This is a genomic window from Streptomyces sp. NPDC042259, assembly GCF_055582085.1.
In genome coordinates, this window is record NZ_JBVJDW010000017.1 from 1 (window position 1) to 25,378 (window position 25,378).

At 70.1% G+C, this 25,378-nt stretch carries 21 protein-coding genes and 4 pseudogenes; 12 read left to right on the top strand and 13 right to left on the bottom strand.

Going from position 1 to position 25,378, the window contains the following annotated elements; translation table 11 throughout:
* Nucleotides 1-434: 434 nt before the first annotated feature.
* Both ACZ6MA_RS31330 and ACZ6MA_RS31335 read right to left on the bottom strand, forming a co-directional pair.
* Nucleotides 435-1,013, bottom strand: a complete 579-nt coding sequence (locus tag ACZ6MA_RS31330) for a class I SAM-dependent methyltransferase (protein WP_469437979.1) — start codon at nt 1,011-1,013, stop codon at nt 435-437.
* Between the two features lie 14 nt (nt 1,014-1,027).
* Entirely contained in the window at nt 1,028-1,867 is an 840-nt protein-coding gene (locus ACZ6MA_RS31335; protein WP_469437981.1) for an NUDIX domain-containing protein, read from the bottom strand.
* Between the two features lie 270 nt (nt 1,868-2,137).
* On the opposite strand from ACZ6MA_RS31335, the gene ACZ6MA_RS31340 reads away from it, so the two are divergent.
* Nucleotides 2,138-2,947 carry an SDR family NAD(P)-dependent oxidoreductase gene (locus ACZ6MA_RS31340; protein ID WP_469437983.1) on the top strand — a complete coding sequence of 270 codons (810 nt, stop codon included), beginning with the start codon at nt 2,138-2,140 and terminating at the stop codon, nt 2,945-2,947.
* A 7-nt stretch (nt 2,948-2,954) separates the two neighbouring features.
* Here the strand turns inward: ACZ6MA_RS31340 and ACZ6MA_RS31345 are convergent, their stop codons facing one another.
* Nucleotides 2,955-4,028 carry a hypothetical protein gene (locus tag ACZ6MA_RS31345; protein WP_469437985.1) on the bottom strand — a complete coding sequence of 358 codons (1,074 nt, stop codon included), beginning with the start codon at nt 4,026-4,028 and terminating at the stop codon, nt 2,955-2,957.
* Nucleotides 4,029-4,559: 531 nt separating this feature from the next.
* Between ACZ6MA_RS31345 and ACZ6MA_RS31350 the strand changes: the two genes are divergently transcribed.
* The 10 genes from ACZ6MA_RS31350 (at nt 4,560) to ACZ6MA_RS31395 (ending at nt 14,358) form a co-directional block, all read left to right on the top strand.
* On the top strand, nt 4,560-6,083 hold the full coding sequence (locus tag ACZ6MA_RS31350; protein WP_469437987.1) for a radical SAM protein: 1,524 nt from the start codon (nt 4,560-4,562) through the stop codon (nt 6,081-6,083).
* Nucleotides 6,084-6,135: 52 nt separating this feature from the next.
* Nucleotides 6,136-6,771, top strand: a complete 636-nt coding sequence (locus ACZ6MA_RS31355; protein WP_469437989.1) for an aspartate racemase/maleate isomerase family protein — start codon at nt 6,136-6,138, stop codon at nt 6,769-6,771.
* Complete coding sequence (locus ACZ6MA_RS31360) at nt 6,768-7,589, top strand: DNA glycosylase family protein (RefSeq protein ID WP_469437991.1); 822 nt, start codon at nt 6,768-6,770, stop codon at nt 7,587-7,589. Before ACZ6MA_RS31355 ends, ACZ6MA_RS31360 begins: the two co-directional genes overlap by 4 nt.
* Before the next feature lie 17 nt (nt 7,590-7,606).
* On the top strand, nt 7,607-8,425 hold the full coding sequence (locus tag ACZ6MA_RS31365) for a PfkB family carbohydrate kinase (protein WP_469437993.1): 819 nt from the start codon (nt 7,607-7,609) through the stop codon (nt 8,423-8,425).
* A 23-nt stretch (nt 8,426-8,448) separates the two neighbouring features.
* Nucleotides 8,449-9,399, top strand: coding sequence for a nucleoside 2-deoxyribosyltransferase (locus tag ACZ6MA_RS31370; RefSeq protein WP_469437995.1), 951 nt, complete (start codon nt 8,449-8,451; stop codon nt 9,397-9,399).
* A complete protein-coding gene (locus ACZ6MA_RS31375) occupies nt 9,396-9,896 on the top strand; it encodes a P-loop nucleotide/nucleoside kinase family protein (RefSeq protein ID WP_469437996.1) in 501 nt (166 codons plus the stop codon). Before ACZ6MA_RS31370 ends, ACZ6MA_RS31375 begins: the two co-directional genes overlap by 4 nt.
* 82 nt (nt 9,897-9,978) lie before the next feature.
* On the top strand, nt 9,979-10,284 hold the full coding sequence (locus ACZ6MA_RS31380) for a MazG-like family protein (RefSeq protein WP_469437998.1): 306 nt from the start codon (nt 9,979-9,981) through the stop codon (nt 10,282-10,284).
* A gap of 50 nt (nt 10,285-10,334) precedes the next feature.
* Nucleotides 10,335-11,075 (top strand): DUF6193 family natural product biosynthesis protein, encoded by a 741-nt coding sequence (locus ACZ6MA_RS31385; RefSeq protein WP_469438000.1) that lies wholly within the window; start codon nt 10,335-10,337, stop codon nt 11,073-11,075.
* 1,507 nt (nt 11,076-12,582) lie between these two features.
* Nucleotides 12,583-13,332, top strand: a complete 750-nt coding sequence (gene uppS / locus ACZ6MA_RS31390) for a polyprenyl diphosphate synthase (protein ID WP_469438002.1) — start codon at nt 12,583-12,585, stop codon at nt 13,330-13,332.
* Between the two features lie 27 nt (nt 13,333-13,359).
* Nucleotides 13,360-14,358, top strand: a complete 999-nt coding sequence (locus tag ACZ6MA_RS31395; protein ID WP_469438005.1) for a terpene synthase family protein — start codon at nt 13,360-13,362, stop codon at nt 14,356-14,358.
* A 432-nt stretch (nt 14,359-14,790) separates the two neighbouring features.
* Here the strand turns inward: ACZ6MA_RS31395 and ACZ6MA_RS31400 are convergent.
* From ACZ6MA_RS31400 to ACZ6MA_RS31430, 7 genes and pseudogenes are all read right to left on the bottom strand, one after another.
* Nucleotides 14,791-15,749, bottom strand: a pseudogene (locus ACZ6MA_RS31400) (4-hydroxy-3-methylbut-2-enyl diphosphate reductase); the annotation flags it as partial.
* A complete protein-coding gene (locus tag ACZ6MA_RS31405) occupies nt 15,746-16,834 on the bottom strand; it encodes a polyprenyl synthetase family protein (protein WP_469438007.1) in 1,089 nt (362 codons plus the stop codon). The gene ACZ6MA_RS31405 and the pseudogene ACZ6MA_RS31400, both read right to left, overlap by 4 nt.
* Nucleotides 16,831-17,918, bottom strand: a pseudogene (gene ispG / locus ACZ6MA_RS31410) (flavodoxin-dependent (E)-4-hydroxy-3-methylbut-2-enyl-diphosphate synthase); the annotation flags it as partial. The gene ACZ6MA_RS31405 and the pseudogene ispG, both read right to left, overlap by 4 nt.
* Before the next feature lie 39 nt (nt 17,919-17,957).
* The gene (locus ACZ6MA_RS31415) at nt 17,958-18,089 is read right to left on the bottom strand and encodes a hypothetical protein (RefSeq protein WP_469438009.1); all 132 of its coding nucleotides are present in this window, start codon (nt 18,087-18,089) and stop codon (nt 17,958-17,960) included.
* A 148-nt stretch (nt 18,090-18,237) separates the two neighbouring features.
* Nucleotides 18,238-18,771 (bottom strand): annotated as a pseudogene (locus tag ACZ6MA_RS31420) (AarF/UbiB family protein); the annotation flags it as partial.
* A 2,099-nt stretch (nt 18,772-20,870) separates the two neighbouring features.
* On the bottom strand, nt 20,871-21,116 hold the full coding sequence (locus ACZ6MA_RS31425) for a hypothetical protein (protein WP_469438010.1): 246 nt from the start codon (nt 21,114-21,116) through the stop codon (nt 20,871-20,873).
* A gap of 446 nt (nt 21,117-21,562) precedes the next feature.
* Nucleotides 21,563-21,799: a hypothetical protein gene (locus tag ACZ6MA_RS31430; RefSeq protein ID WP_469438011.1), complete on the bottom strand. Its 237-nt coding sequence runs from the start codon at nt 21,797-21,799 to the stop codon at nt 21,563-21,565.
* 150 nt (nt 21,800-21,949) lie between these two features.
* On the opposite strand from ACZ6MA_RS31430, the gene ACZ6MA_RS31435 reads away from it, so the two are divergent.
* Nucleotides 21,950-22,318: a hypothetical protein gene (locus ACZ6MA_RS31435; RefSeq protein WP_469438013.1), complete on the top strand. Its 369-nt coding sequence runs from the start codon at nt 21,950-21,952 to the stop codon at nt 22,316-22,318.
* Between the two features lie 1,185 nt (nt 22,319-23,503).
* Here ACZ6MA_RS31435 and ACZ6MA_RS31440 read toward each other — a convergent pair.
* The 3 genes and pseudogenes from ACZ6MA_RS31440 to ACZ6MA_RS31450 form a co-directional block, all read right to left on the bottom strand.
* On the bottom strand, nt 23,504-24,217 hold the full coding sequence (locus tag ACZ6MA_RS31440; protein ID WP_469438014.1) for a hypothetical protein: 714 nt from the start codon (nt 24,215-24,217) through the stop codon (nt 23,504-23,506).
* A gap of 21 nt (nt 24,218-24,238) precedes the next feature.
* The gene (locus ACZ6MA_RS31445) at nt 24,239-24,535 is read right to left on the bottom strand and encodes a hypothetical protein (RefSeq protein ID WP_469438015.1); all 297 of its coding nucleotides are present in this window, start codon (nt 24,533-24,535) and stop codon (nt 24,239-24,241) included.
* Between the two features lie 419 nt (nt 24,536-24,954).
* Nucleotides 24,955-25,127 (bottom strand): annotated as a pseudogene (locus tag ACZ6MA_RS31450) (kinase); the annotation flags it as partial.
* Nucleotides 25,128-25,378: the final 251 nt, after the last annotated feature.

Genomic DNA, 25,378 nt, shown 5'->3' on the forward strand with positions numbered 1-25,378 from the left:
AGGTGCGCTTCTGCATGGACAGTGCCTTGGCCCCTTCCTCGGTCGTGAGCCCCTCCGCGACAGCCTCAAGGACGCGGACCTCTGTGGCGGTCAGCTGGGTGAAGTCCTTCACCCGGCGGTATCCGTTGATACCCGGCATGACATCTCCTTTCTCATGGGAAAGCGGTGTGGCCTGGATGGGCCTGGTGGGAGCAAGCCAGCGCTGGCCCGTGCGGGCGCTTTGAGCTTCAGCCGGGCCCCGAGCCCGGCAGTCGTCATGCCTTCAGAGGCCCCTGGCGGGAAGTAGACCTGGGCAGCTCGTCGTCGCTGTTCAGCTTCGGGATGCGCGCGGCAGGGCCGGCTCGAGCGGGCGCCGGGGACAACACGCCCACGCACGCAGCAGATCGTGGCCTCTTCACCAGGGGCACCGGCTGGCCGACCTCCCGGACACAGATCTACGGGGCGGGAGCGCCGTCCTTACGGAGCACGATGCCAGCGGTACGCCCTACGCGGCTCGGTTCACAACGCGCCACGGAATCCCAGCCACGGCCAAGACCGTCGATCTCCGCCCTCGTCAGCCCCGCGGGCCACCATCGCTCGGGCACTTTCTCCCGCACGCTCGTCAGCACATACATCGATCCCCCTGGCCTCAGCCAGTCCCGCACCCGGTCGATGAACGCCTCCCGGTCGATGAGGTACGCCAGAGAGTGGCGGCACACCACCAGGTCGACCGACGACGGCTCCAGCCCCGGGGGACTTCCTGCCTCCAGGTCATGCTCCCGATACCGCAACCGCCGCTCTCCCGTGGCCGTGCGCGCACGGATCAGCGCCTGACGGGACCAGTCGAGACCGGTCACGTCGTACCCGAGCTGCCACAGCTGACGGCTGAAGATGCCCAGCCCGCACCCGGCGTCGACCGCCACCTGCCCCCGAACCGGCCGCACCAACCGACGGAACTCGACCATCTCCGCGTTGCTGACCATCCGCAGACCAGTCCCCTCGCCCTCGGCATACGCCCGGTCCCAGTCAGCCATGCTGCGCACCCCGTTCACCGCTCCTCCGCCTTGGCGCAGGTGGGCAGGGGCGCCGGGCCGGAGACGACCGGGCCCGTCCCGTCCGCCATGGCCGGCCGTGGGGGAGGGGCCGTCCAGGAGCGACCCGCGTCAGGCCGGGCAGGCGGCCGCAGAGCCTGGTCCGGCATACCGTCCGCCTCGTCCTTAACGGCCGGTTGCCGCCGGGGCTCGGTGTCGCCGGCCGGAAGCCCGTTGGTGAGCTCGATGAAGGTGCCGGTGGCCTCCGCTTCGACCGCCGCGCGGATCTGGAGCGCCAGCAGCGCGGAGCAGTGACTGCCGATACTCGCCTGCCTGACCCGGGGCTCCAGCTCCTTCAGGAGACGCACGTCGGCGTCGAGGACACACACCTCGACGGCCTCGTCGAGCATGAGCCACCGGTAGGCCCAGATCTCAGGACTCCGACCGTCACGCCCCGGCAACACGATCTTGATGTCCTGGGGGACAGGCCGGACCGCGTAGACGAACTCTGTGGTCGGCTCCTCCTCGTCCCCGTACCGGTGTTCAAGGACGAGCAGCCCGCGCGGTTTCATCGTGCGGCCGGTCAGCCTGCGCACCTCGTACTCCACGGCGTCCCTCGGCGTCTCCCTGGGGCGCACGTCGCCGCCGGGCAGCCAGTACCGGTCACGCTCGGTATGGCAGACGGTGAGCACCCGGCCGCTGTCGTCGCGGATCAGGGCCGACGCACGGCGCCGCGGGCCGCGCGAGTCGTAGTCGCTCTGCATGCGTGGTGCCTCTCCCGGCCATGGCATCTGGTCAAAGATCGCTTGACGGGCGACCGCCCGGTGGCTGATGACGCGCAGCTGCCCTCGTGTCATGGGCCGTCGGTGTACGGCTACCGCCCGTCTCCCGCCCTTGACCCGTGCTGGCCGTCGAGGCGCTCCTGGCGCCATCTGAACGACAGCCCGGCGGAATCACTGCATACTCCCTTACGCCATGGCGGGTGCTCGACGGGGTAAACGCCCGGTGCCCTGGTGGTGAGGGCACGGCGTCCAGGAAACCGTTGTTTCCAGAGGCCGAGAAGTGCGCATCGCGGCTGTATTCGTGTACGCGAGGGTGCAGAGGTTGTACAGCGAGGGAGGTGCCCGATGGCTGAGGTCGGGCTCGGCGCGGGAGATGTGCAGGCGTTCACCGGGCGGCGGATCGTGGTGGCCGGCGGTTCGCGGGGGCTGGGGGAGCAGATCGTGCGGCTGCTGCTGGCGCAGGGTGCCCAGGTAGCGGTGTGCGCGCGGGGAGGGGAGGGGCTTGAGGCACTGAGTTCCTCCCTGCGGGGAGAGTGGCCGTCGGCGCGCCTGCTCACCCGGGCGGTGGATGTGGCGGAGAGCGGGCCTCTGGAGAGGTTCGTTGAGGATGCGGCGGCGGAACTGGGCGGGCTGGACGGCGTCGTCGCGTGTGCCGGCGGGGCGCGCGGCCGGGGACTGGAGGAGGCCTCTGCCCAGGACTGGTCCGCCACCTGGGAGATGAACGCCGGCTACACGGCGCGTCTGACGGCCGCTGCCGCGCCTCACCTGCGCGCTGCCGGCGGCGGATCGGTGGTCGTCATCGCGTCGATCTCGGGATGGAAGCCCGGGCCTCAGGCCCAGTACGGTGCCGCGAAGGCCGCCCAGATCCACATGGTCAGTTCCCTGGCCCGCGAGCTCGGCCCGGACAACATCCGGATCAACGCGGTCTCACCCGGCTCGATGCTCATTCCCGGCAAGCGGTGGGACAGGATGCGGCGCCAGGATCCTGCGGCTTTCGACCGTTTCAGGACAGAGTTTCCCGGCTGCGAACTCGTCTCCCCCCAAGAAGTGGCCGAAGTCGTGGCCTTCTTGCTCTCGGAGCGGTCGAGCGGCGTGACCGGAGCGAACATCCCCGTCGACCGCGGGCAGAACGCCCCCTCACCGGACGGGTACTGAGGCCGGGTCAGGCCGCTGTGCCGAGGACAGGGCGCGCTTTGCGTTCGAACTCGCGCACGATCGGCTCGGTGCGCCGGGGCGCGAGGCGGGTGCGGAAGTCCCGCAGGGCCTGCACGGAGCGTTCGCTGTGGATGCCGCCGAGCAGGTCCAGTGCCTGGCTCGCGGCATGGACCGCCTCATCCAGGCGCTGCTGCTGGAGGTAGGCGGTGGCCAGGACCGAGCGGCTGATGGCCTGGCGCCGACGGCGGTCGGCGTTCGCGTGCACCGAGGCGTCGGCGAGGCGTTCGGACTGGACGGCCTCGCCCAGGTCGCGGTGGACGAGCGCGGCTTCGGCCTCGAGGTAGTGGTGGTCCAGGAACCGGACCCACACCGATTCCTGCGCAGTGCCGTGGCTGGCCTCCAGAGCTGTGGTGGCCGCGTGCAGGGAGGCGGTGGCCTGACGGGAATCTCCCCGCGCGGCGAAGGCGCGCGCGGCCATCGCGTGCAGCCGCATCATGCCCATCGGGCTGCCCGCGGCCTTGGCTGTGGCGATGCCCGCCCTGGCCAGAGCCGCTCCCTCCTCCGGGCTGCCGAGACTGGTGGCCAAATGGGACAGACCGGCCAGGATCTGCCCGCCGAGGACCCGGTCACCGCCTTCCGCGCACAGCCGGAGCCCTTGGATCATGTAGCGCTGGGCGAGCCCGTAGTCGGCGGAGTCGTACGTGCTCCAGCCCGCCATCGCCGCGAGCTTCGCGGCCGAGGTGAACAACTGCCGCCGCTGGGAGGCGGGCATGCCCTGCTGCTGCAGCATGGGCGCGACCTGGGCGCTCAGGTAATGGACGACGCTCGCCCGGACACCGCCGCCGCCGAACCGGTTGTCCATCTCGTCGAACATGCCGATCATGGCCCGCACCTCCTCCACCGGACCGGCGTCGGCCACCGCCTCCAGGCGCGATGCCTGCTCTTCCTCCAGAAGCCACAGCAGCCACTGACGCTGCGGATCCAGCAAACCCGCAGCCACGAACGGGACAGCCCCGAGCAGGCTGCGCCGCGAGATGTCAGTGGAGCCCAGCTCCGCGAGCGTGTGCAGCGTCTCACTCACATCTTCACGGTAAGCCAACGCCCGGGCCGCGACCGGCCTTTGGGCCTCGACCGCGAAGCCGAGGGCTGCTGGAGTGACAGGGCGGCGCAAGTATCCGGCCAGAGCAGCCGCGATAAACTCAGGAGCCCGGCCTCGGGGCGTCATCCCCTGGATCCACCGGGTCACCGAAGCCCTGTCGTACCGCGAGACGACGCCCTGGCAACGCCCCAGTTCGTTCACCCGCCGGGCGAGAGCGCCCTGGGTACACCCCGCCTCCTCGATCGCCGACGCCAGCGCCGAGTTCGCCTGGCCCGATCCCTCGTCCGCGCTCATGCGCTGATAATGCCGCGACGATCACCGGGCTTTCCAGCCTTTCGGCACACCGTCTTGCGAGAACAACGCGCGTGCAACCGGACAACGTCCGTGCACCCTGTCCCTGGCGGCCCGCAAGCGCCGACACTGAGACCACCCGGGGCGGTGACCACCACTGACCCCCGTCTCGCCGCCCCGGGCAGCCGCCGGCACTCGCGGCCGGCACAGGGAGGGACAGCGATGAGCAAACCCGCCGTGATCTTGGACTGCTACACCGTCGAGCCCAGCGGACTCGGCGTGCCACCGTACCTGTCCACCTACGTCCGGCAGGCCTGGTCGGCCCTCACGACGGCGGCGCCCGGCGCGGACGTGCGCTACCTGACGATCGACGACGTGCGCTGGTGCCTGACCGGCGGCCAGCCTGCCGTCCAGCCGCCGCTGAGCGACCGGCTCACCTACTCCGCCACCCGCAACCGCGACAGCGCACTCCAGCTGCTGCGCGACGCCCGCGCCGTCGTGGTCGTGGCCGGGGACAAGGTTCCCTCCGTTCACCTGCACGCGGTCAACGCCGGACTCGAGGAAATCGCCCGCGCCGTGGCCTGCGTCCGCGGCAACCGCTACCTCCTGGGCCCCATGGCCACCTACGCACTCACCGAACCCGCCCCCTGGGCCGGCCTCTTCGACACCCTGCACACCCACACCCTCACCTCCACCGTCTTCGCCTCCGGCAGCCAGGCCCCCGCGGCGTACGGGAGGCTGCGCGAGGACCGCTCCTCCTTCGCGGGCCTGGTGAAGCAGATGCTCTGGCGGCCCATCGCCGAACTCGAGCTGTACCGCGGCTGCACCCGGCGCACCTTCTGCACCTTCTGCAACGAGCCGGTCAAATCCCCGCTCGTCACCTTCCGTGGCGTGGACGACGTGATCGAAGAAGCCGGACAGCTCTACGACGCTGGCGTCCGCAACTTCCGGCTCGGCCAGCAGACCTGCTTCTTCTCCTACCGCAACCGTGACGAAGAGGCCATCCGTGCTCTCCTCGCCGGCATCCGCGAGCGGTGCCCGGAACTGGAAGTCCTCCACATCGACAACGCCGACCCCCTGGCCGTCGCCGCCCCCGTGGGACTGCGCATCGCCAAACTGGTCGCCGAGTACGGCACCGAGGGCAACTGCGCCCCGATGGGCATCGAGTCCTTCGACCCCGCCGTCATCGAACGCAACACCCTCACCTGCACCCCCGAAATCCTCTACCGCGCCATAAGCCACGTGAACGAGGCCGGCGCCGACCGCGGCCCCGGCGGTCTGCCCAGGCTGCTGCCCGGCCTCAACCTCATCTACGGCCTGCCCGGAGAGACCCACGCCACGCACATCGCCAACCTCCGCGGCCTGGCGCACATCCTGGACGCCGGCCTGCTGTGCCACCGCACCAACGTCCGCAAGGCACGCGCCTTCCCCGGAACACCGCTCGCCACCCGGGCCTCGGAGAAGGCCCTGCCGTCGGCCGAGCACTTCGCGTCGTGGAAGGCGGACATCGACCACGGCTGGGACCAGCCGATGAAAGAGCGCGTCTACCCCACCGGCCTGAAGATCCCCGCCCTGCACTCCTACTTCGTCGACCAGCAAGGAACCTGGTGGCGCAGGCTCGGCTCGTACTCCATCCAGATCGTCGAGCAAGGCGCCGCGGCGCCCGTGGGCACGCGCGGGGCCCTCACGGTCACCGGACACGCCCCACGGATGATCTTTGGAGAGCGCACCGCTGATGCCTGCTGACGCCCGCCGACTCCCCTCCTTCCGCGCTGGCCTGTCCGCGGTTCCTGTCCGGGTGGGCGTTCTGCTGCCCTGGGCGAATGTGGCGGTGGAGGCCGAACTGCCCCGCCTCGACCTGCGGAACGCCGTCTTCCACTACGCCCGCCTCGTACCGGCATCCCGGACCACGGCCGTCGATACATCCTTCTGGCATGGTCTGCGCGGGGCAGCGGCCGCCGCGCTGGATTCGATGACACACCTGCCGCTGGACGCGGTCATCCTGGCCTGCACCTCCGCCGCTTTCACCGGCGGACCTCCGCTCCCGCCCCGCGTGGTCACCGCCTTCGATGCCCTGCTCAGCACCCTGGCCGCCGTCGGCGCGGAGCGCGTCGTCCTGGCCACCCCCTACCCCTTCCAGGTGACCCGGGCCGAAACGCTCGCCCTTCAGGCCGCCGGCCGGGCGGTCCTGGCCGAAGCGAGCCTGGACCTGGCCGACGGCTACCCGCAGATCACGCCCGACCAGATCGAGGACCTGGTGAACAGCCTCCCCACCCCTGCCATCCGCGCCGCCGACGCCGTGGTGCTCTCCTGCACCGGCTGGCACACTCTGCCTGTCCTGGACAACCTGCAGACCCGATGGGGCAAGCCAGTGATCTCCTCCAACCTCGCCATGGGCATGTACGCCGCTCTCTCCCGGGGAGCCCGCCGGTGAAGCGTGCGGAGCGCTCCAGACCCAGCCCCGTCGAGACCAGCCGCGTCTTCCGCCTCGCCCAGCGGGCGGCGTCCCTGCCCGACGTGAAGGCCGAAGTGGAGGCCAACCACGACAACAACCGGTGGTGGCCCACCTCCATCACGGACACCCGCATGCGGATGCTGGCCGCCGGCTGGTCCACCCGCGTCTCCTACCGAATGATCACTACCTACGCCGGTGTGATCAGCTCGGCTGACACGCGGGGCTTCGACGCCCTCGCCGCGAGCACCGACACCGAGCTCACCCGGCTTGTCCAGCCCCTCGGCCTACCGCGGGCACGCATCGGCTACCTGCGCTCCCTGGCCGACCTGCTCCAGCACTGGGACAAAGAAGCGGTCAGCCCCACAGCAGCCGACGCGGACACCGACGAACTCATCCACGCCTTCGCCACCCACGTCCGCGGTGCCTCCTACAAAGTCGCCCAATGCGCCCTGCTCTACGCACGCGGCTACCACTGCGGAATCATCCCCGTCGACTCCGGCATGGTCACCAAACTCGCCCCCGCCCTCGGCGTCCCCCTGCCCCAAGGCCCCGTCGCGCACGAACAGCTGCGCCACCTCCTCGAAGCCACCGCTCACACCCGCGCCGACGACCTCCGGGCACTGGTCAGCAAACACCACTTCGACGTGAAGATCCCCGAAAGCGCATCCCCGACGTGGTGGCTGCACCTGGTACTCATCTACCTCAAACGCCTCCACCTCAACAGACCCTCCCACCGGCTCTGCCGCAACCGCCCGGTCTGTCTCCAGACCGTCGACTGCCCGCACACCCGGCCCTGACCTGCCAGGGGTGATGGATGCGACCGCTCCGCGTCATCGGCAATATCTCCCGGGACTACACCCGCTACCCAGGCCACCGCGGCGGCCGCCAGCTCGGAGGCGCGGCCCTCCTGCTCTCCCGCGCCGCCGCCCGGGCAGGCCGCCCCGCCATCCCCGTCTCTGTCATCGGCACCGACCTCGCCCAGATCCCGCACATGCCCGAACTCGGCGACCTCGACTGGTCGGCACTACGCCAAGAAGACGGCCCGTCCACCGCCTTCACCATCGACTACGACGCCCACGGCCAGCTGACGGGCCTGACAGCTCACTACGGCGTCGCCGAGCACCTGACCCGCCACGCCCTCGGCGACATCGCACGCCACCCGGGCAGCGCCTATCACCTGTGCTGCCGCCGCCCGCTCGACGTGCCCGCCCTCCTGACCGCCCTGACCGCGGGCAACACGGACTTCAGCATCGACTTCTTCCTGCCCAGCGCCCCCGAGATGATCCACGCCGCCCGCCCCTGGCTCTCCCGGGCCGCCACCGTGTTCGTCAACGCCGCCGAGTACCAGCTGCTCACCCATGCGACCCGCCCGTCCGACCTGAAGGAAATCGTCGTGACGGACGGCCCAGGCATCGCCCGGATCCTTCATTACGGCCGACAGAGCGCAACGTGCAGACCGCCCAGGACCGCAGCCGCAGAAGTGTCCGGCGCCGGTGACACCTTCGCCGGCACCTTCCTCGCCCTCCAAGCCCGCAGCGCCGCACCGGGGATGGCTCTGGCCAGCGCCACGCAGGCGGCCGCACACCACGTCAGCACCCCGCCGCTGCCGGACCCCGGACCGCGTCACCCCTGAGCCCTCTCGACGGGAGCCCATTGGTGTACTACATCGCCCACCGGCTGTTCGCCGCCCACGACCGCGCCCTCGCCGCCCAACTCGCCCAACGCCTCGCCGCCAAAACCGGCCCGGACAACGTCTTTCTCCCCTTCTGCGACACCGACGAGGAAGACCTGGTCGCCGACCTCAAAGGACACCGCCTGTTCCAACTGGACCGCGAGCGACTCCACAGCCTCGACGCAATGATCGCCCTCCTCCACGGACCCAGCCTCGACGACGGCGTCTGCATGGAAATCGGCTACGCCCACACCCTGGGCATCCCGGTGACCGTGATCAGCACCGACTTCCAGACCTACTCCCTCACCGGAGACGGACCACGCCTGGAATTCCCCGACCCGCTCGTCCAGACCATGGCAAGCCGCATCATCCGCACACCCCGCATGGCTCCCGCACAGCAGGCCCAGGGCGCGCCGCCCGCAGCCCGGTTCGCCGCCTTCCACGAGCGCAACCGCCTCCAAACGCACGCGGCCCTGGACGCCGCTCTCCAAGTCCTCGGCGATGCACCCGCCCCAGACACCGGGCAGAGCGATTGCCGACCCTCGGGCGAGCGCACCCTCTTCATCGAGCCATCCCCCTACCTCCCCTTCCCCCACGCCCTGGCGGAGGTGGCCCAGGCGAGCGGCTACCTAGTCCACACAGCGGAACGCTTCACCGCCGCGGACCCCGTCACAGCCGCACAACGAGACCTGTCCAACGCCAGCCGCGCCAGCGTCCTACTGGCGGACATCTCGGGCCCGGAAACCCCGCCGGGAGCCGCCTTGCTGATCGGGGCAGCAGCGGCCCGCGGGGCACACGTGGGCGCCTACCAAACGCACACAGCGTTCACACATGCCGACGGACGGGAGCCGAACTGGCGCAACCTCATGATCCAGTACGCCTGCGACACCCGCCTCGACAGCCCCCAGGCCCTCGCTTCATGGCTTCGCCCATGAACATCGATGCGATAGCAGCCGACCGGCAGACCCTTGCCCTCGACGGCTGCGACGGCGTCGGCAAGAGCACCCTGGCCGCTCACCTTTCCATGAAATTCGGTTTCACCGTCGTGCACTCACCGCGCACACCCGACCATCAGGATCTGACAAACCGATACCGCACGCTTTTGGACCGGCCGGGACGGCTCCTGCTGGACCGGTGTTTCATCAGCGAACTCGTCTACGGCCCGCTCTTTCGGGGCCGCTCCCGTATCACCTTCGCTCAGGCGATCGATCTCGCTGAGACTCTGGCCGCCCGTCATGGGCTCTTCCTGCATCTCACCTCACCGCCGGACATCGTGAGCCAACGCCTGACAGCCCGGGACGGCCACGCTCCCACCTTGGACAAGATCAAGGAACTCCTCACCGCCTACCAGCGCGTGTTCGACTCCCTGGCCGCCCACACACCGGTTGTTACTATCCGCGCCATGGAACCCGCACCTCCCGCACAAGGATGAGTGTCCGCACGAACCTCCACGCGGGCACCGCGCTCCTCGTTAGGCTGCCGGTGCCACTACCGCACCGCGCGCCGGAGGAGCCTTGGACATCCGATCCGCCCAGAAACTCGCCTGGGAGAACAAGACCGAAAAGGGATTCAACACCACCAACACGGCCCTTGAATTCGGCCTGCTCACCGCCGAAATCGGCGAGGCCTTCACCGCCTGGCGCAAAGGCCTGGCGGACTTCGGCGAAGAACTGGCCGACGCCTTCCTCTACCTCACCGCACTGGCCGAGATGAACGGCATCGATCTCGAGCACGAGGTCACACGGAAGATCGAGAAGAACACAAAGCGCACCTACGAGCGCAATGAGCACGGCACGCACATCCGGGTGAGCAACGAATAGCGCCGGGGCCGCCCGCCCCGGGAGCCGACGGCTCGGGCACACTCGGAGCCGTGCCCACACATACTGATCCCTCCGTCCTATACCCCGAGGTCGCGGCCTGCGGCAGCCTCGCCGCAGCACTCCAGGCCGAGGCGAACGGCTGCCTTGGCGCCGTCCCCGTCACCTCGCCGGATTTCGCTCCACTGCTCCGCGCGACCGCCGGAAGTACCCTGCCCCACCGCGGGCCGCTGGAGATCAACGCACACTCACATGAACGCCGGTGGTCGATCCGCGGCACGGAGCCGTTCCAGGACATGCCCCTCATCGACGGCGGCACGGACGACCTGGCGGAGGTCGCCAGGGCCGCCCGGGCGTGGCACGAGGGAACATCGCTGGCCGGCATCCGCCAAGCGGCCCCCTTTGTGCACCTGACCGGCCGGTTCGAGGTACCCGACCACGATCCCGCGCGCCAGGCAGAATCCGAGTGGCAGAGCATGCGCCTCGAAGCGGGCGAACTGGATTACACCTGGAAGGACTCATACCAGGCCCTGATCGAGATGGCGCACGCCGAAGCGGCGCTGCGCGCCCTCTACCCGTTCACGAGCCACTGGGCGCTGCGTTTCTCGAGCACCACCCGCCCGTGCCTGACCGTTGTCGGGCCGTGCCTGATCGCGGACAGCGACGGCACGTATGTGGTGGGCCGGGACTTCACCGGCGACCTCGGCCGGTTCACCACAGCACACGAGGCCGTGGCAGCGGCCGTACGCGCGCTGCCGTCCGGCCTCGGCTCGGTCAGGCTCGGCGTCGCCTGACCAGCACACACCGGAAGTGCTCCAGCGACGGAGAACTCGTACTCGTCCACGGCAAACATCACCCGTGACCCCGCGGGTTTATCCCCAGACCTTGAGAGGTCGTCGGGCAGGCCGGCCTTGCTTACGCGCTCGACATGCCGGGGCAAGCTCGCCGACATCCTCCGTGACGCCGAGCTGGAGCCCGCCGGGCGTGCCGTGGTCGGCCAAGGGGTGACCGTACGGCTCGACCAACAGGACACCCTGCGTGTCAGCGCCGTCCCCGCCGTGCACCACCAGTTCCTTGGCCGCTGCTCGCCGTTCGTGGGTCGGCCCGAGAGGATTCGCTCCATCGCGGCTCGCAGGGCCTTCGCCGCGGCCGGTGAGCCGCGGCCGGCGGTGGTCCCTCTCGAAAAGGTGACCCGTTCTCCCCGGTCAGAGAAGGTTCCGCCGTCACTTAACCTCGACCTTGACCTTCCACGGCACGACGATCAGAGGGCAGATGTGCCCGGCGTCGACGCGGCACTTGCGCGTGACGCTGATCGTGGCAGCACCCTGATGCCCACTCGATCTGCTCCCGGCGCCGCTGTTCGCCCAGCGTGCTGTCGATGCCGCCAGTGCGGATGTTGAACGTGACCAGGCGAACGCCATCACCGGGCACGGGCTCGCGGACGGCCCTCGGGCGGGTGCCGGAGGTCGGCGTGTTCGTCCGGTAAACGGGTCGAGCGGCTGGTGGAGGTGGTGACCTTCACCGGGAGAGGGCGTCTCGTGGAAACGCGGCCCGCTGTAGGCATACGGGCGGGCCGGGCCGGCGACGCGCTGACGCTTGGAAGGCTCCTGCGCCTGCCGCGGAGCCGCGAGCGGCTGCTGTGCACGTTCGAGGCCCGCTGACAGTCGTACGCCCTCCATCGCCGGTGGTGCCGCGGGTGCTGGGCGAGGGCGGCAAGGCGCTGGGCGGCATGGGAAGTGCAAAACGCAGGCGTCGGCGTGCCCGGTGGGGGAACAGGCCGACACCACGACCGCGGTGGTTTGCCGTGACCCGGTCCGCCCCGCTCATTCGGGGGCGGAGATCATCCGATGCAAGTGCCGAAATTCGAGGAGTTCGGTGAACGCCTGGTCACGGCGGGTCGACCATATAGCGGTTACGGCGTCGAGGTGGCCTTTCGCCTGATCAGTGTCCATGACGCCTCAATGTTGCGTTAGATGCATCCGTGGAACGGCAAGTCGGCCTGCCGGTGCGTCGCATTTGGTGCCGGTCAAGCACGTGGTGCTGCTGGACCCTGAGCCGGCAATCTTCGAGGCGATGCTGGAGGGCTGGGCCCGTGCACACGGCGCACGCCAGGGGGCGGCACATTCGATTGGCATGCGCATCTGTGGCCGACTGCTCCTGACCGCTCCGTGCGCCGCCCTGGGAAAGGGTTGTCGCTCAATCCAGTGGCCACTTTAAAGGGGAGGTCTGAGGTCCCGCTGCCATAACCCAGACCTGTCCGGAATGTGGCAGCGGGTTACGAGACGAGGTAGGAGGAGCGGGATGACCAGGCTTGCCGTCAGGACTGCCGCGGGTCACGCTGCCGAGCTTGCCGGCCACGCCCTCGCCCGCCATGTGGCGTTCATCCTGGACGGCAATCGCCGGTGGGCACATGATCACGGGCTGCCGTCGGTCATGGGCTACCGCAAGGGCGGGGAGCAGGTGCTGCAGGTACTGCCCTGGTGCGAGGACGCGGGCGTCGAAGTCGTCACTCTGTGGCCGTTGTCCACCGAGAACCTGGGACGGCCCCAGGAGGAACTCGCCGGATTGCTGGGCGTCATCATGCACGTTACGGAGCAACTCGCGGCTACTGAGCGCTGGCGGCTCCATCTGATCGGGGATATCGAACAGCTGCCGGCCGACATCGTCCGGGCAGCGCGGCAGTGTGAGCAACGCAGCGCCCCGGTGAATGGCATGACCGTCAACATCGCCATGGCCTACGGCGGCCGCGACGAGATCGCACGCGGCATCCGGAATCTCCTCCAGGCCCACCAGGAAGCCGGCACCCTGGAGCGCCTCGCGGAACGCCTGGATCCGGACCTCATCGACGAATATCTCGACACCGCAGGGCAGCCCAATCCGGACCTGGTGATCCGCACATCGGGCGAGCAACGGCTGTCCGGACTGATGTTGTGGCAGAACGCCTACGCCGAGCTGTACTTCACCTCCACTTTGTGGCCCGACTTCGACTACACCGAGTTCCGCCGGGCCCTGGCCTGGTACCGGCATCGCGGCCGCCGCTACGGCCGATGACCTACCTCAAACCCGCGGGAGACGCTCATGGCGAGTGCCATCGACTTCGACATCCCATTCCCTCACCGGTGCAGTCCCGATCTGGACGCCGCACGCGCCCACACCCTTGGCTGGCTGCGCTTCCACCGCTTGCTGAACCACACCCTCGACGAAGAACGCTTCCTCTCGTCGGCATTGGCCGAGACGGCAGCCTTCGCCTACCCCGACGCCACAGGCGAACGCCTGGACCTGGTCACCGACGCAGTGGCCTGGATCGCCGTCGCCGACGACTTCGTGGACGAACTCGACGCCCGCGACCCGCAGGCGATGCGCCGCGCCGAGACGTTCCGCCAGGCGTGCTTCGCCATCCTGGACGCTTGGACCGAACAGCGGCCCCTGCCCGCTGGCCACGAGCCCCTGACCGGCGCGTTGGGAGACCTCCTGGACCGGCTCGGCCGCACGGCGTCCCCGGCGTGGCGGGTTCGCTTCGCCGAGGGGCTGTGTGGCTGGCTCTGGGCCAGTTTGGACGCGGCGCATCTGCGGACCGTGGACGCATTCCTGAGCCTGCACACCTACCGGTTCCTACGTCGGGAGACCATCGGGGACCGATACTTCTTCCCCCTCATCGAAGCAGCCGGCGGCTTCGAAGTTTCCTCCGTGTTCTTCGGCCACCCCTACGCGGACGCCGTCCATCACGCCGCCGACGAGATCATCGGTTTCATCCAGGACGTGCACTCCGCCGACACCGAAAAGGCCCGCGGGGACCGCCATAACCTGGTCCTGATCCTCGAACACCAGCGCCAGTGCCCCCGTGCCGACGCCGTCACGGCCGCCCTGGCCGAGATCAGCCGCCTCAAAGACCGCTATCTTCAGTTGACCGCGGACCTGCCGCACACCTTCGACCGGCTCGGCCTCAGCCGCGACGAACGCAAGCACGTGGAGCGTTACATCACAGGCATCCATGACATCATCGCCGGCACGCGCGACTACGGACCCCGATCGAACCGGTACGAAGCCGTCACCGTGCACGACCGCGCAGCGACCTGAGCAAGCCCCCGCGGCAGCACGTTCTGAAGTCAGCCCCGCAGCAACCCGTTCGGTTCCGACGAAGGCCCCACCGCCATCGAGCGCCACCCCTGCCCGACCTGCGACGTGCCGCCGAGGAGCTACGCAAGGCCGGCATCGCCCTGGAGCTCCTCACCGGGCCCATCACAGGGCTGTACGACCCGGGCGACCGCCACGACCAAGGCGCCATCCTCTTCGGAGTGCTGGCCGCCCTGTCCGGAGCCGAGCAGGACACGACCGCGTGAGCGAGGGTGTCAAATCATGTGATCCGAACTGCACTCCCTGCGCGGTTCCTGCTCGACCCCCGAATACAGCCCATACCCAATAGGTCCCCGATACCAGCTTCGGGGGGCTTGCCCGGCGGCCGTGTCCGACGCTGGCCGAAGAGCCGCTGCTATGTACTGGACTTGTGGTGTCGCGGCGGAGCTCCTTGGGAAGCGAGAAGGTGATGGACTCCTCGGCGGCCTTGACCGTCTCCACGTCCTCGTAGCCGCGGGCGGCGAGCCATTCCAGGACGCCCTCGACGAGGATCTCCGGGACGGAGGCTCCGGAGGTGAGGCCGACGGTGGACACGCCCTCCAGCCAGGCCTCGTCGATCTCCTCGGCGTAGTCGACCAGGTGCGCGGCGCGGGCGCCGGCGCCGAGGGCGACCTCGACCAGGCGCACGGAGTTGGAGGAGTTCTTCGAGCCGACGACGATGACCAACTCGGCCTCGGCGCCCATATCTGCTTCACGGCCGTCTGCCGGTTCTGCGTCGCGTAGCAGATGTCGTCCGAGGGCGGGGAGAGCAGGTTGGGGAACTTGTTCTTCAGGGCGCCGACGGTCTCCATCGTCTCGTCGACGGAGAGGGTGGTCTGGGAGAGCCAGACGACCTTGTCGGGGTCGCGGACCTCGACGTTCGCCACGTCCTCGGGGCCGTCGACGAGCTGCATATGGTCCGGGGCCTCGCCGCTGGTGCCGATGACCTACTCGTGGCCCTCGTGGCCCTCGTGGCCGATCAGGAGGATGTCGTAGTCCTCGCGCGCGTAGCGCACGGCCTCCTTGTGGACCTTGGTCACCAGCGGGCACGTCGCGTCGATGGTGGCCAGCTTGCCGCGCGCGGCCTCCTCGTGGACGACCGGGGCGACGCCGTGCGCGGAGAAGATGACGATGTTGCCCTCGGGCACCTCGAACGTCTCGTCGACGAAGATCGCGCCCTTCTTCTCCAGCGTCTTCACCACGTATTTGTTGTGCACGATCTCATGGCGCACATAGACCGGCGCACCGTACTGCTCCAGGGCCTTCCGAACGGTCTCGATGGCGCGGTCGACTCCTGCGCAGACTCCGCGTGGTGAGGCCAGCAGGATGCGGCGGCGGGGCGGGTCGGTGCTCATGACTGCCTCACGGTGGCCGCCAAGGCGACGTCCTGCAGAACGAGGCGGGTGGCGGGCGGGGCGGGGAGGTCGTCGAGGGCATGGAGGGCCTGCTCACGACGGTCGCGGATGAGTTGTTCCACGGTGGCGCGGGCGCCGGTGGAGACGAGGACCGCGCGGACGCGGGCGGCGGTGTCTTCCGTCAGGCCGGGGTCGCCCAGGGCGTGGCGGAGCAGTTCGCGTTGGCCGGGGCCGGCGTGGCGGAGGGCGTGGGCGATGAGAACGGTGTGTTTGCCTTCACGGAGGTCGTCGAGGTTGGGTTTGCCAGTGTGGGCGGGGTCGCCGAAGACGCCGAGGAGGTCGTCGCGGAGCTGGAAGGCCTCGCCGAGCGGGAGGGCGTAGGCGCTGAGGGCCTGGCGGAGGGCGGGGCCGGCCCCGGCGAGGGCGGCGCCGATGTGCAGGGGGCGTTCGACGGTGTATTTGGCGGTCTTGTAGAGGATGACGCGCAGCGGGGCGTCGAGGTCGGTGTCGGACGCGTGGTCCCGGACGAGATCGAGGTACTGGCCTTGGACGACCTCGGCGCGCATGGCGTCGACGAGAGGCCAGGCGGCCTCTGCCTGAGCGGTGGTCAGGCCGGCGGTGTGGAGGAGTTCGTCGGACCAGACGAAGGCGAGGTCGCCGACGAGGACGGCGGCGTGGGCGCCGAGTTCGTCGGAGTCGGCCGGAGGGCGGGCCGGCCGGTGGCGGGCGGCCAGGATGCGGTGGACGGTGGGGTGGCCGCGGCGCAGGGCGGAGTGGTCCATGACGTCGTCGTGGATGAGGCAGAAGTCGTGGAAGATCTCCAGGGCGGCGGCCGTGCGGACGACCGGTGGTGGCGGGGGTGCTTCGGTGGCGGTGTGCCAGCCGAGCAGGCACAGCAGGGGGCGCAGGCGTTTGCCGTCGTCGAGGACGAACTCGGCCAGGGTCTCGACTGCTTCCGCGGGCATGCCGGCCGCGTGTGTGGCGTCGCGTTTGGCGTTGACGAAGCTTGTCAGGGCCTCTTCGATTTGGTGGCGGAGGTGGGTGAGGTCGGGGGGTTCGGTGGTCAGGGTGGGGGACGGGTTCATGTCGGGTCACCCGTTTCGGGGGGAGGCGGTTCGGTGAGGCGGAGGGCTTCCTCCAACAGCGCTTCGACCATGCGGCGTTCGGGAACCTTGCGTACGACTTCGCCATGGACGAAGATCTGGCCTTTGCCGTTGCCGCAGGAGACGCCGAGGTCGGCTTCGCGTGCTTCGCCGGGCCCCGTTGACGACGCAGCCCATCACGGCGACGCGCAGGGGATGGGGAAAGCCGTCGAAGGCGGCCTGGACTTCGGTGGCGAGCTTGTGGATGTCGACTTGGAGGCGGCCGCAGCCGGGGCAGGAGACGATCTCCAACTGACGGGGGCGCAGGCCGAGGGACTGGAGGATGTGGATGCCGGCTGTGACCTGCTCGACGGGTGGTGCGGAGAGGGAGACGCGGATGGTCGCCGATGCCTTCGCCGAGGAGGATGCCGAAGGCGACGGCGGATTTGATCGCGCCCTGGAAAGCCGGTCCGGCTTCGGTGACGCCGAGGTGGAGGGGGTAGTCGCAGGCGGCGGCGAGGAGGCGGTTGGCGGCGACGACGGTCATCGGGTCGTGGTGCTTCACCGCGATCTTGATGTCCCGGAAGCCGTGCTCCTCGAAGAGGGAGCACTCCCACAACGCCGACTCCACCAGAGCCTCCGGCGTCGCGGCCCCGTGTTTGGCCAGCAACCGTGGGTCGAGGGAGCCGGCGTTGACGCCGACGCGGATCGGCACCTTCGCGGCCGAGGCGGCCTTGGCGATGTCGGCGACGCGGTCGTCGAAGCGCTTGATGTTGCCCGGGTTGACCCGCACGCCGGCGCAGCCGGCGTCGATGGCGGCGAAGACGTAACGGGGCTGGAAGTGGATGTCCGCGATCACCGGGATCGGCGACTTCGCGACGATGGCGGGCAGGGCCCGGGCGCCGTCCTGGGAGGGGACGGCGACGCGGACGATATCGCACCCGGCGGCGGTGACCTCGGCGATCTGCTGCAAGGTGGCGTCGACATCGGCGGTGAGAGTGGTCGTCATGGTCTGGACGGAGACCGGAGCGCCGCCCCCGACAGGGACATCGCCGACATGGAGTTGCCGGGTACGGCGGCGCTCCGGCGTGGTGGGGGGGCAAGGCGGGCATCCCGAGGTGGGTGGTCATCGCGGCCGCCTCATTCCGTTGCTCGGTTTGACGAGGGGAGTCACGTCGTAGGTGGTCAGATCCGCGCGGGCCCGCAGGATGGCGGCGATGACGCCGTCCGCGTCCAGACCGGCCTGCGCCAGCAGCACCGAGCGCGCACCGTGTTCGACGAACGCGCCGGGCAGACCGAGGTTGACGACCGGGGGGGGGGTGACCGCCGCGTCCGTCCACCACGGCCGTGAACCGGGGAGCGGCCCGCGCCAGGAGGCGGGCGGCCCGCCGCAGCAGCCGGATGTCCTCGGCCATCACCTGTTCCACGCCCGGACGTTGGATCTTGACCGCGGCGAGCGCCCCGTCGGCCAGCCGCGCCCGGTAGACCTGTGCCAGCGAGGCGGCGCCCAACGGCGCCGAGGTGTCGATCTCCCGGAACAGCCGCCGCCACCGCGGTCCGAGCTCCGCCGCGAGCACCGGCTCGAACGTGGCGAAGGACGCGGGGGTGACCTGGTCGTGCAGCTGGCCCAGCTCCTCCAGCACGGCCCGCGGTACGAAGTCCGGCCGGGTGGAGAGCATCTGCCCCACCTTGATGTAGAACGGGCCCAGCTCCTGCAGCGCCTCCCGGACGGCCCGCGCCTGGCCCTCGGCGCCTTCCCCCGGTTTCGCCCGGCGGACGCGGACCTGCTCGGCCAGCAGCCGCCCCACCACACGGGAGACGTGCCGTGTGCGGCCACCACTCACAGACCCTCCCCGCGCACGACCTGTGCCGCAACCGGCGATACGGTCCACCCTCACCGTGGCGGCGGGTGCTTCCCCGCCCTCCCTTTCCGCGGACATCTCCAGTGCACGGCACCTCGCCGCCGGCCCACAACTCCGCACCGGGCGGCGCGTGAAGGGTATGGGAAGGCGCGCGGCGGCCGGCAGCAGCGTGCGGGCCCTTCCGGCCCGCGATTTCGCGCGGCCCTTGGCTTTGAAGGACACCTCGCGCACAGCTGCCGCTCGGACTTGCACGCCCGAGACACCGTCCCCCTACGGACCCCGCAACACACGCCCCAGTGCCATCAGGGCGGTGCCGGGGGGCGGTGGACAGATTCGCCGTCCAATACGACTGGCAAGCCGCTGGCTAAACGAGCAGGACGGCCGCGCGTGATCATCCGCCCCAGCGATCTGACCACCCACTGCCCTGCGGCCTCGAACGGCCTGACCTGCAGACCTACGCCCGAGCGCTCAGCCCCCCTCTCGCTGCGGCCCACACTGGCCGAGCACTGGGAACCATCGGTCTTCCCGGTGACTCCCACCCGCATGGACCAACCTGCTGCCGGGCGAGTTGACCGCCTGCGCGACAGCCGAACTGCCGGCTTTCCAAGCCTCCTCGCCCCTGCGGATCTGCCACCTGGTCAACCGCCCTTGCCCGCCAGCGGCCGGGCCTGGTCGCCGCCATCACCGACCACCTCGGCATACGCGCGCGCCCGGCGGGCCGGTCATCCGGAGGCCAGGAAGCCGAGCGGCTGCTGCCCGTGCCATGCCTCCGGACGGCGTACGCGGCCCCGGGCCTGTAGTGGGGCAGGGTCGTTCTCCATGGAGGATCGGGCAGCGGCGCTGTCTGCGGCCCGGGAACGGTGGCCGCGACGAGGTCGCGGCGGGTTCCCATGTCGAGGTTCACATCGCCGTACGGGCGCACGTGGGACCGGAACAGCTGTCACCTGGCTGCCTGGGGGTGGTGCGGGCTACCAGGTGACAACGGCCATGCCGGGTCGGCCAGGCGAGCCGGGGGCGCCGTCTTGTCCGTTCCCGCCGGGGTGGCTGCCGTTGCCGGAGACACCTCCTGCGCCTCCGTGTCCCGGGAAGCCTCCTTGTCCGCCGTGGCCACCGTTGCCGGTTCCGGCGGGGGGCGCGTACCGGGCACCACCGGGCAGGGTGATGGCGGCACCGGTCAGAGTTCCTCCCTCACCGCCTTGGCCGCCGTAATAGGTCCCGGCCTTACCGGGGTGTCCGGCCGTACCTGCCTTCAGGAGCCTGCAGATCGCGGTACGGCTCGTCCCGGGCTGCCCGACCGACCACTGCGCGCCCTTGGAAGGCGTATCCGCGGGGTCGCGGACCGTCTCGTCGCCGCCTCTTCCCCCGTCACCGGCCAGGCCCCCGCCCCCACCTGTCCCGCCGTTGACCGCTTTGTACCATCCCGAGGCCTCCCGGTCCTCGGTGTGGTCCACCTCGATACGGGACTCGCCACCGCTTGCGGCGATGGGGCCCGGTGTACCGCGTGTTCCCGCAGAGCCGTTGCCGGCGAAAAGGTTGGTACCGGCCTTCCCGCCTGTGCCGCCCCTGCCCTGCGGACCGCCGCTACCGCCCGGTCCGTTGGAAATCCACAGCACCGGAGAACGGGAGGGGTCCAGCTGGATGGGGCACGAGAAGAGAGAACCGGCACCGCCGCCCGCACCGCCTGAGCCGCTCGCGCCTCTGGCCCCCTTGCCTCCACCGCGGTTGTTGCCTGTCGGGCTGCCACTCGAGCCCTCTCCGCCACCACCGCCTCCGGCGCCCCCGCCTCCGCCTCCGCCCCCGCCGGCGGTCCACAGATAGACGGTGACGCTCTCCACTCCGTCAGGCGGGTACCACTCACTCCTCTCCTCGGTGAAGACCTTGTAGCCATGACTCGCGGCCGCATGACCCGGCGCCGGTGCCACCGCCATCACCGCCGCAACAGCAACCGAGATTCCAGCCACCTTCAGGCACCTGCCGCTAATGGATGATCGCCGCACGCGCACACTCCAGTCGTCATGTCGTGAAAGAAGCGCACGCCTGCAAGAGCCCGGAAGAGCCACCGGACCGTGCGCTGGGAGCACCCCCTTGCACGCTAACGAGCTGATCATCTGATCGGTAACGCCCCCTCACAGGAAAACGCGATCGTGCGGGAGGCGATACCGACCGCGATCGTCAAATCAGCCCGCGCGGTCACCCCGAGTCCGGAACACGATCACATCCAGCGGGGTGGAGTCGCTCCGCACCTGCTCGCCCGGGCGGTCCGCGAACGTCGGGGTGAACGGACCCGTCGGCCGGTTGGCCGTCTGTCGCCGCGTGAGGGCCGACCCGAAGGTGTGCCGCCCCGTCGACAGCGCGTCGATCAGCTTGTAGAGGGTCCGCGTCGAGGGCAGCGGCACCGCCCCTTCGCCATGCGTGGTCTCCACTTCAGGCACCCGCGAGGCTCTGGCCGCCGCCCGCGCCCGCGGCAAGGTCGGCGGCCGGCCCACCGTGGTCGACGAAAAGATCCTGCACATGGCCCGCGACCTGCTGCCCAACTCCGGGCACTCCATCACCGCGATCGCCAAGATGCTCGGCGTCTCCCCGGGGCACCGTCTACAACCACATTCCCGACCTGCGCGAGCTGCGGGCCAGCCGCATACCCGCCCAGCTCGAAGCTGGCGCACGGTGATCCCCGGCTGCCACAGACCAAGGACGGTGCCCCGCACCTGGGCGCGAAGCCGGGCGAGGAAGGCCCCTTCGGACCGTACGGCGATGATGACCCCTCATGCACGGTGAGCGGACCGTCAGACGAGGACACCAACGCGAGCGGCGAGAGCGCGTAGCTCGGTGGTCGTTCTCCCGGAGCCCAGCAGTCCGCAGACCAGCGACTTCACCGCCGGGCGAGCGTGAGTTTCCTCGGGGGTTGGTGTGCGGCGGCCAGGAGTGCGCGGATGCAGTCGTCCCGGCGGCCCGAGCGGGCGGAGGCGGTGGCGATGTCGGTGTAGTAGCGGGCCCGCCTCTCCGTGCTCGGCAGGCTCCCGGGTCCCACCGCCTTGGCCGCGGCGAGTGCGGCGGAGGGGTCGCCGGCGGAGTTCTCGGCGGACACCAGGTGCAGTTGGACGGTCATGGGGCTGAAGCCTCCGCCGTGGCCCCGCAAGGTGAAAACGCTCCTCTGCCAACGTTTTTGCAACGTGGGGTTGACGCTTCGTAGTCGCGGTCGGGTGAACGCTTGAGGAAACCGCTGGATAGGTGAGGGGCGGGCGCTAGCGTGCGCGAGATGACGACTCTCAGCAGCAACGAAGTGGAGAGCGTGCGCTCGACGGTGGCTGCGGCCCTGGCGGTCCGTCCGGGCGAGGTCGCGCCGAGCGTGCAGGAGGTAGCGGGACTGAAGCATCGCTTGACCGCGCATGCCGAGCGGCTGCTGCCGCTGACGAAGACCTGGAACGACTCCCGCCACCGGACGCTCGGCGCCGGATGTCCGCAGCTGGTGAGTTATGGGCTGCTGTATGTCCGCCGCGTGATCGACTATGGCGCCCCGGAGGCGGAGAAGGACCCGTGGGCCGCGTTGGTGTGGTGCCAGGAACTCGCCCGCGCGGTCGGCTCGATGTCGGAGGTCCTCACAGCAGGTGGTGAGGACCGGCGCTGAAGTCCGGGGGCGCTGGCCTTGGGCTGGTGCCAGGCCGGGTCCGTCTCGGGGGACAGGCCGATGTTTTCGCAGGTCAGGCCGGGGTTGTTCCCGGCCTCCTGTTGCGAGCGCCGCCCGGCGCGCGGACCCCGCGCTGCCCGGAGACCTGGTGGCGGACATCCCCTGCCTGGATACCCCTGGTGGGATACCCCGAGCGATACGGCGCTGTCACGCCGAGCCACCAGGCGTGAGCCCGGCGACGGCGAAACCGCTCAGCGGCGCTCGACACCCGCTCAAGCTTCCACCGAACAACCGAAACGGACAATTACCCTCCCCCTTTCCTCGATGCCAGGGCTCTCTCCCAGTGTCCGCCACCGCAAAGCGCCAGGTCACAGCCCGCCCCGGCACACGCTGGCCGCCAGGGGAGGACCTCGCAACCCGGGATCCGCTACCCTGTCACTCGTCGGTCAGCACCCCCTGCAAGTCCGCGCTCGACCCATCAAGCGCAGTTTTTGCAAGCTGCCCGACCTGCGGGTTTGACGAACCGGCTCGGCTGCCCGGCTACCGGGTTTTCGACAAGGTTCCCTACAAGCCCCGTTACGAGCCGCCCTGGTCCCCGGCTGGCCTTCGTCGCCTGGTAGCGGTCCTGCCCGGAAGGTGAGGGGGCTGCCCAGGTGCCTGGAGTCTTCTGGCGCGGGAAGCGCCCATGCACCGGCCGCGCGCGGCTTCAAGCTAAGGGAGCTTGCCCGGCGTTCAGAAGCTGCACCTTGCGGTCGTAGTCCTCCCAGCGCTCCATACAGTCCGCTGACTTCGAGCACCGACGGCGACGAAGACGACCCCGACGCTCTCCACACCCTCGTGCCCCAGCGCCTGCTCACCACCAGCCAGCTCGAACCGCCTGTCGGCCTGTTCCATCTGGTCCGCACCGCTCCCAAGGACCAGCCCTTCCACCTATACCCGCGCCCAGCTGCTGCCCGCCAGCGCCGGATAACCTCTCCGCCGGGCCGCTCAGCCCGGGCCCGCCCCATCGCCCCACCGGCGGGCCCGGCACCCGACACCGACCTCGGCCTCCGGCTAGGACCGCTGTTCGGCCCGGTGCCCACGCTGTCGCACGCACGCCCTACGTGGCCCGGCCGTACTGCGTGTCGGCCCTGTCCGTTCGCTGCGGTCGGCGGGCCCCGCTCGTCCCCGGAGGAGAAGCGTCGCCTACTCGGCACCCGTTCCGAGGGCTTCGTCACGCATTGCACTCGCCATGGCGGCCGCCGCTTCACTCACGGCCCACACGTGCGTTCTGGCCTGCCGTGGCGGCGCCGGGTCCCCGGGGCGCAGCGGCCGGTAGCGCAGCAGGCCGTAGCGGTTGGCGACGTACCCGATGATCTGTTGTGTCCAGCGGGCGGCGGCGTTGCGTCCGCCGATCTGGGTGACGATGCCGATGGGGTCGGTGAGGACGTCGCCGGTGTGGATGCGGCCGGTGGTGATGAGGGCGGCGAGCTGGCGGGCGAGGGCCTCGCCGAGGTCGGCCGGCCGCGGGTCGGCCAGCCCGGCGTGGGCCAGCAGCGTCGGCGGGACGGGTTCCTGTGCCTGCTGGGGGCCGCGCCGCGTGGACCGCGGTGGGCGGGGGTCCGGCCGGCGGCAGGGAAAGGGGAGCAGCAGCCGGGTATGGGCGCAATGGTCGGGGGCGAGCGGGGGCTGGTCGGCCAGGTGGTGGCGCAGTGTCCAACTGCCCACACTGTCCAGGAGATCCGCGGTCCTGGTGAGTTCGGCGTGTTCCAGCGGGTGAAGGTGCTCCAGCCGACGGAGGGAGAGCCGGGACTCGCCGTCCTGCTGGTAATCGGCCTGCTGTTCCTCCTCCCATTCCCGCCAGGCGGTCAGCCCCTCGGCACCGGTGTGCAGGACGAGGCGGCCGTGCCCGTCCCACATCCCTAAGACGACCCGGCTCTCCTAGACGCCGACCAGCCGCAGGCCAGCGGCCCCCGTCACATACGGCGCCTGGCCCGGCACCCAATGGACAGCTGGAAGGAGCAGCGCCATCACCAAGGCGAAGCCGAGGGGATCGGGGGCCAGGTGCAGACAGGTCGTTCCGAGATGGACCGCGGAGATCCGGGCCAGATCTACGTGCTCCTCGCCGCTCCTCAGCCCTTCCATGAGCTGGGACTCCAGGCGCTGCTGGCCCTGGCACCCCGGGACCTCGGGGTAGCCGAGGGTATTGGGGAGCCGTGGCGGCACTGCTGAGGCCATGGGCCGAGACCCTAGTCCTTTCTGGCGGCGCCGCGCACACACATGTCGCCGATGTGAGCGACGGGTTGACCGGTTGTCATGGGCCGGCCGAGGCGGAGGGAAGAACACCGGCCCTGACGGAGGTGACCGCTGCGCGACCCGCGACGGCCTCCGGCCCGGGCTCGGCGGCAAGCCACGGCAGCAGACCCTCCCCGACGGCCAGCCCCTTCCCGCAGGCACCGCGACCGGCAGCCTCGGCCGCCCAGGCGGCAGCGGAGGCCACGGCGGCCGCAGCCACGACCGCTCCGCCGGCGACAAGGGAGAACCCGGACACCGCCACCAAGGCATACCCCGGACGCCCCGGCTACGCCGTCATCACCTGGTAAACCACCCCACAACCACCCTCGCGCCGGGCCTCCCGACCGCCGGGCACGACCCCTACGACCGCCCAGCACGATGCGGCGGAGGTTGTCCTGGGCGACGATGGCGAGGTTGCGGCCGGACTTCTCGCGCAGGCCGGCCGTGAGGGAGGACTTGCCCGAGGCGCTGTTGCCTCGGAGCACGATCAGGCGGTGTCGCTGGTCCCCACGGTGCCGTGCGCGGCCTCGGTCAGCCGACACCGGGTCGGCGTCGTAGCTCTCGATGCAGCCGGCGTCGCTCTCGCCGGTCGTCATGGTGCGGAAGGCCGCGGCTGGGATCGCCTCCAGCTCCCGGGTGATGGCGCACAGATCGACGTCTCCGTAGTCGTCCACGAAGTGGCCGTTGTCGCCGTGGTCGAGGAGGAAGTCCCGCAGGACGTCGTCCGGCCAGTGCAGGGCAACGCCAGTGCCGGGTTGGCGCGGAAGCGGTCGAAGCCGAAGCTGA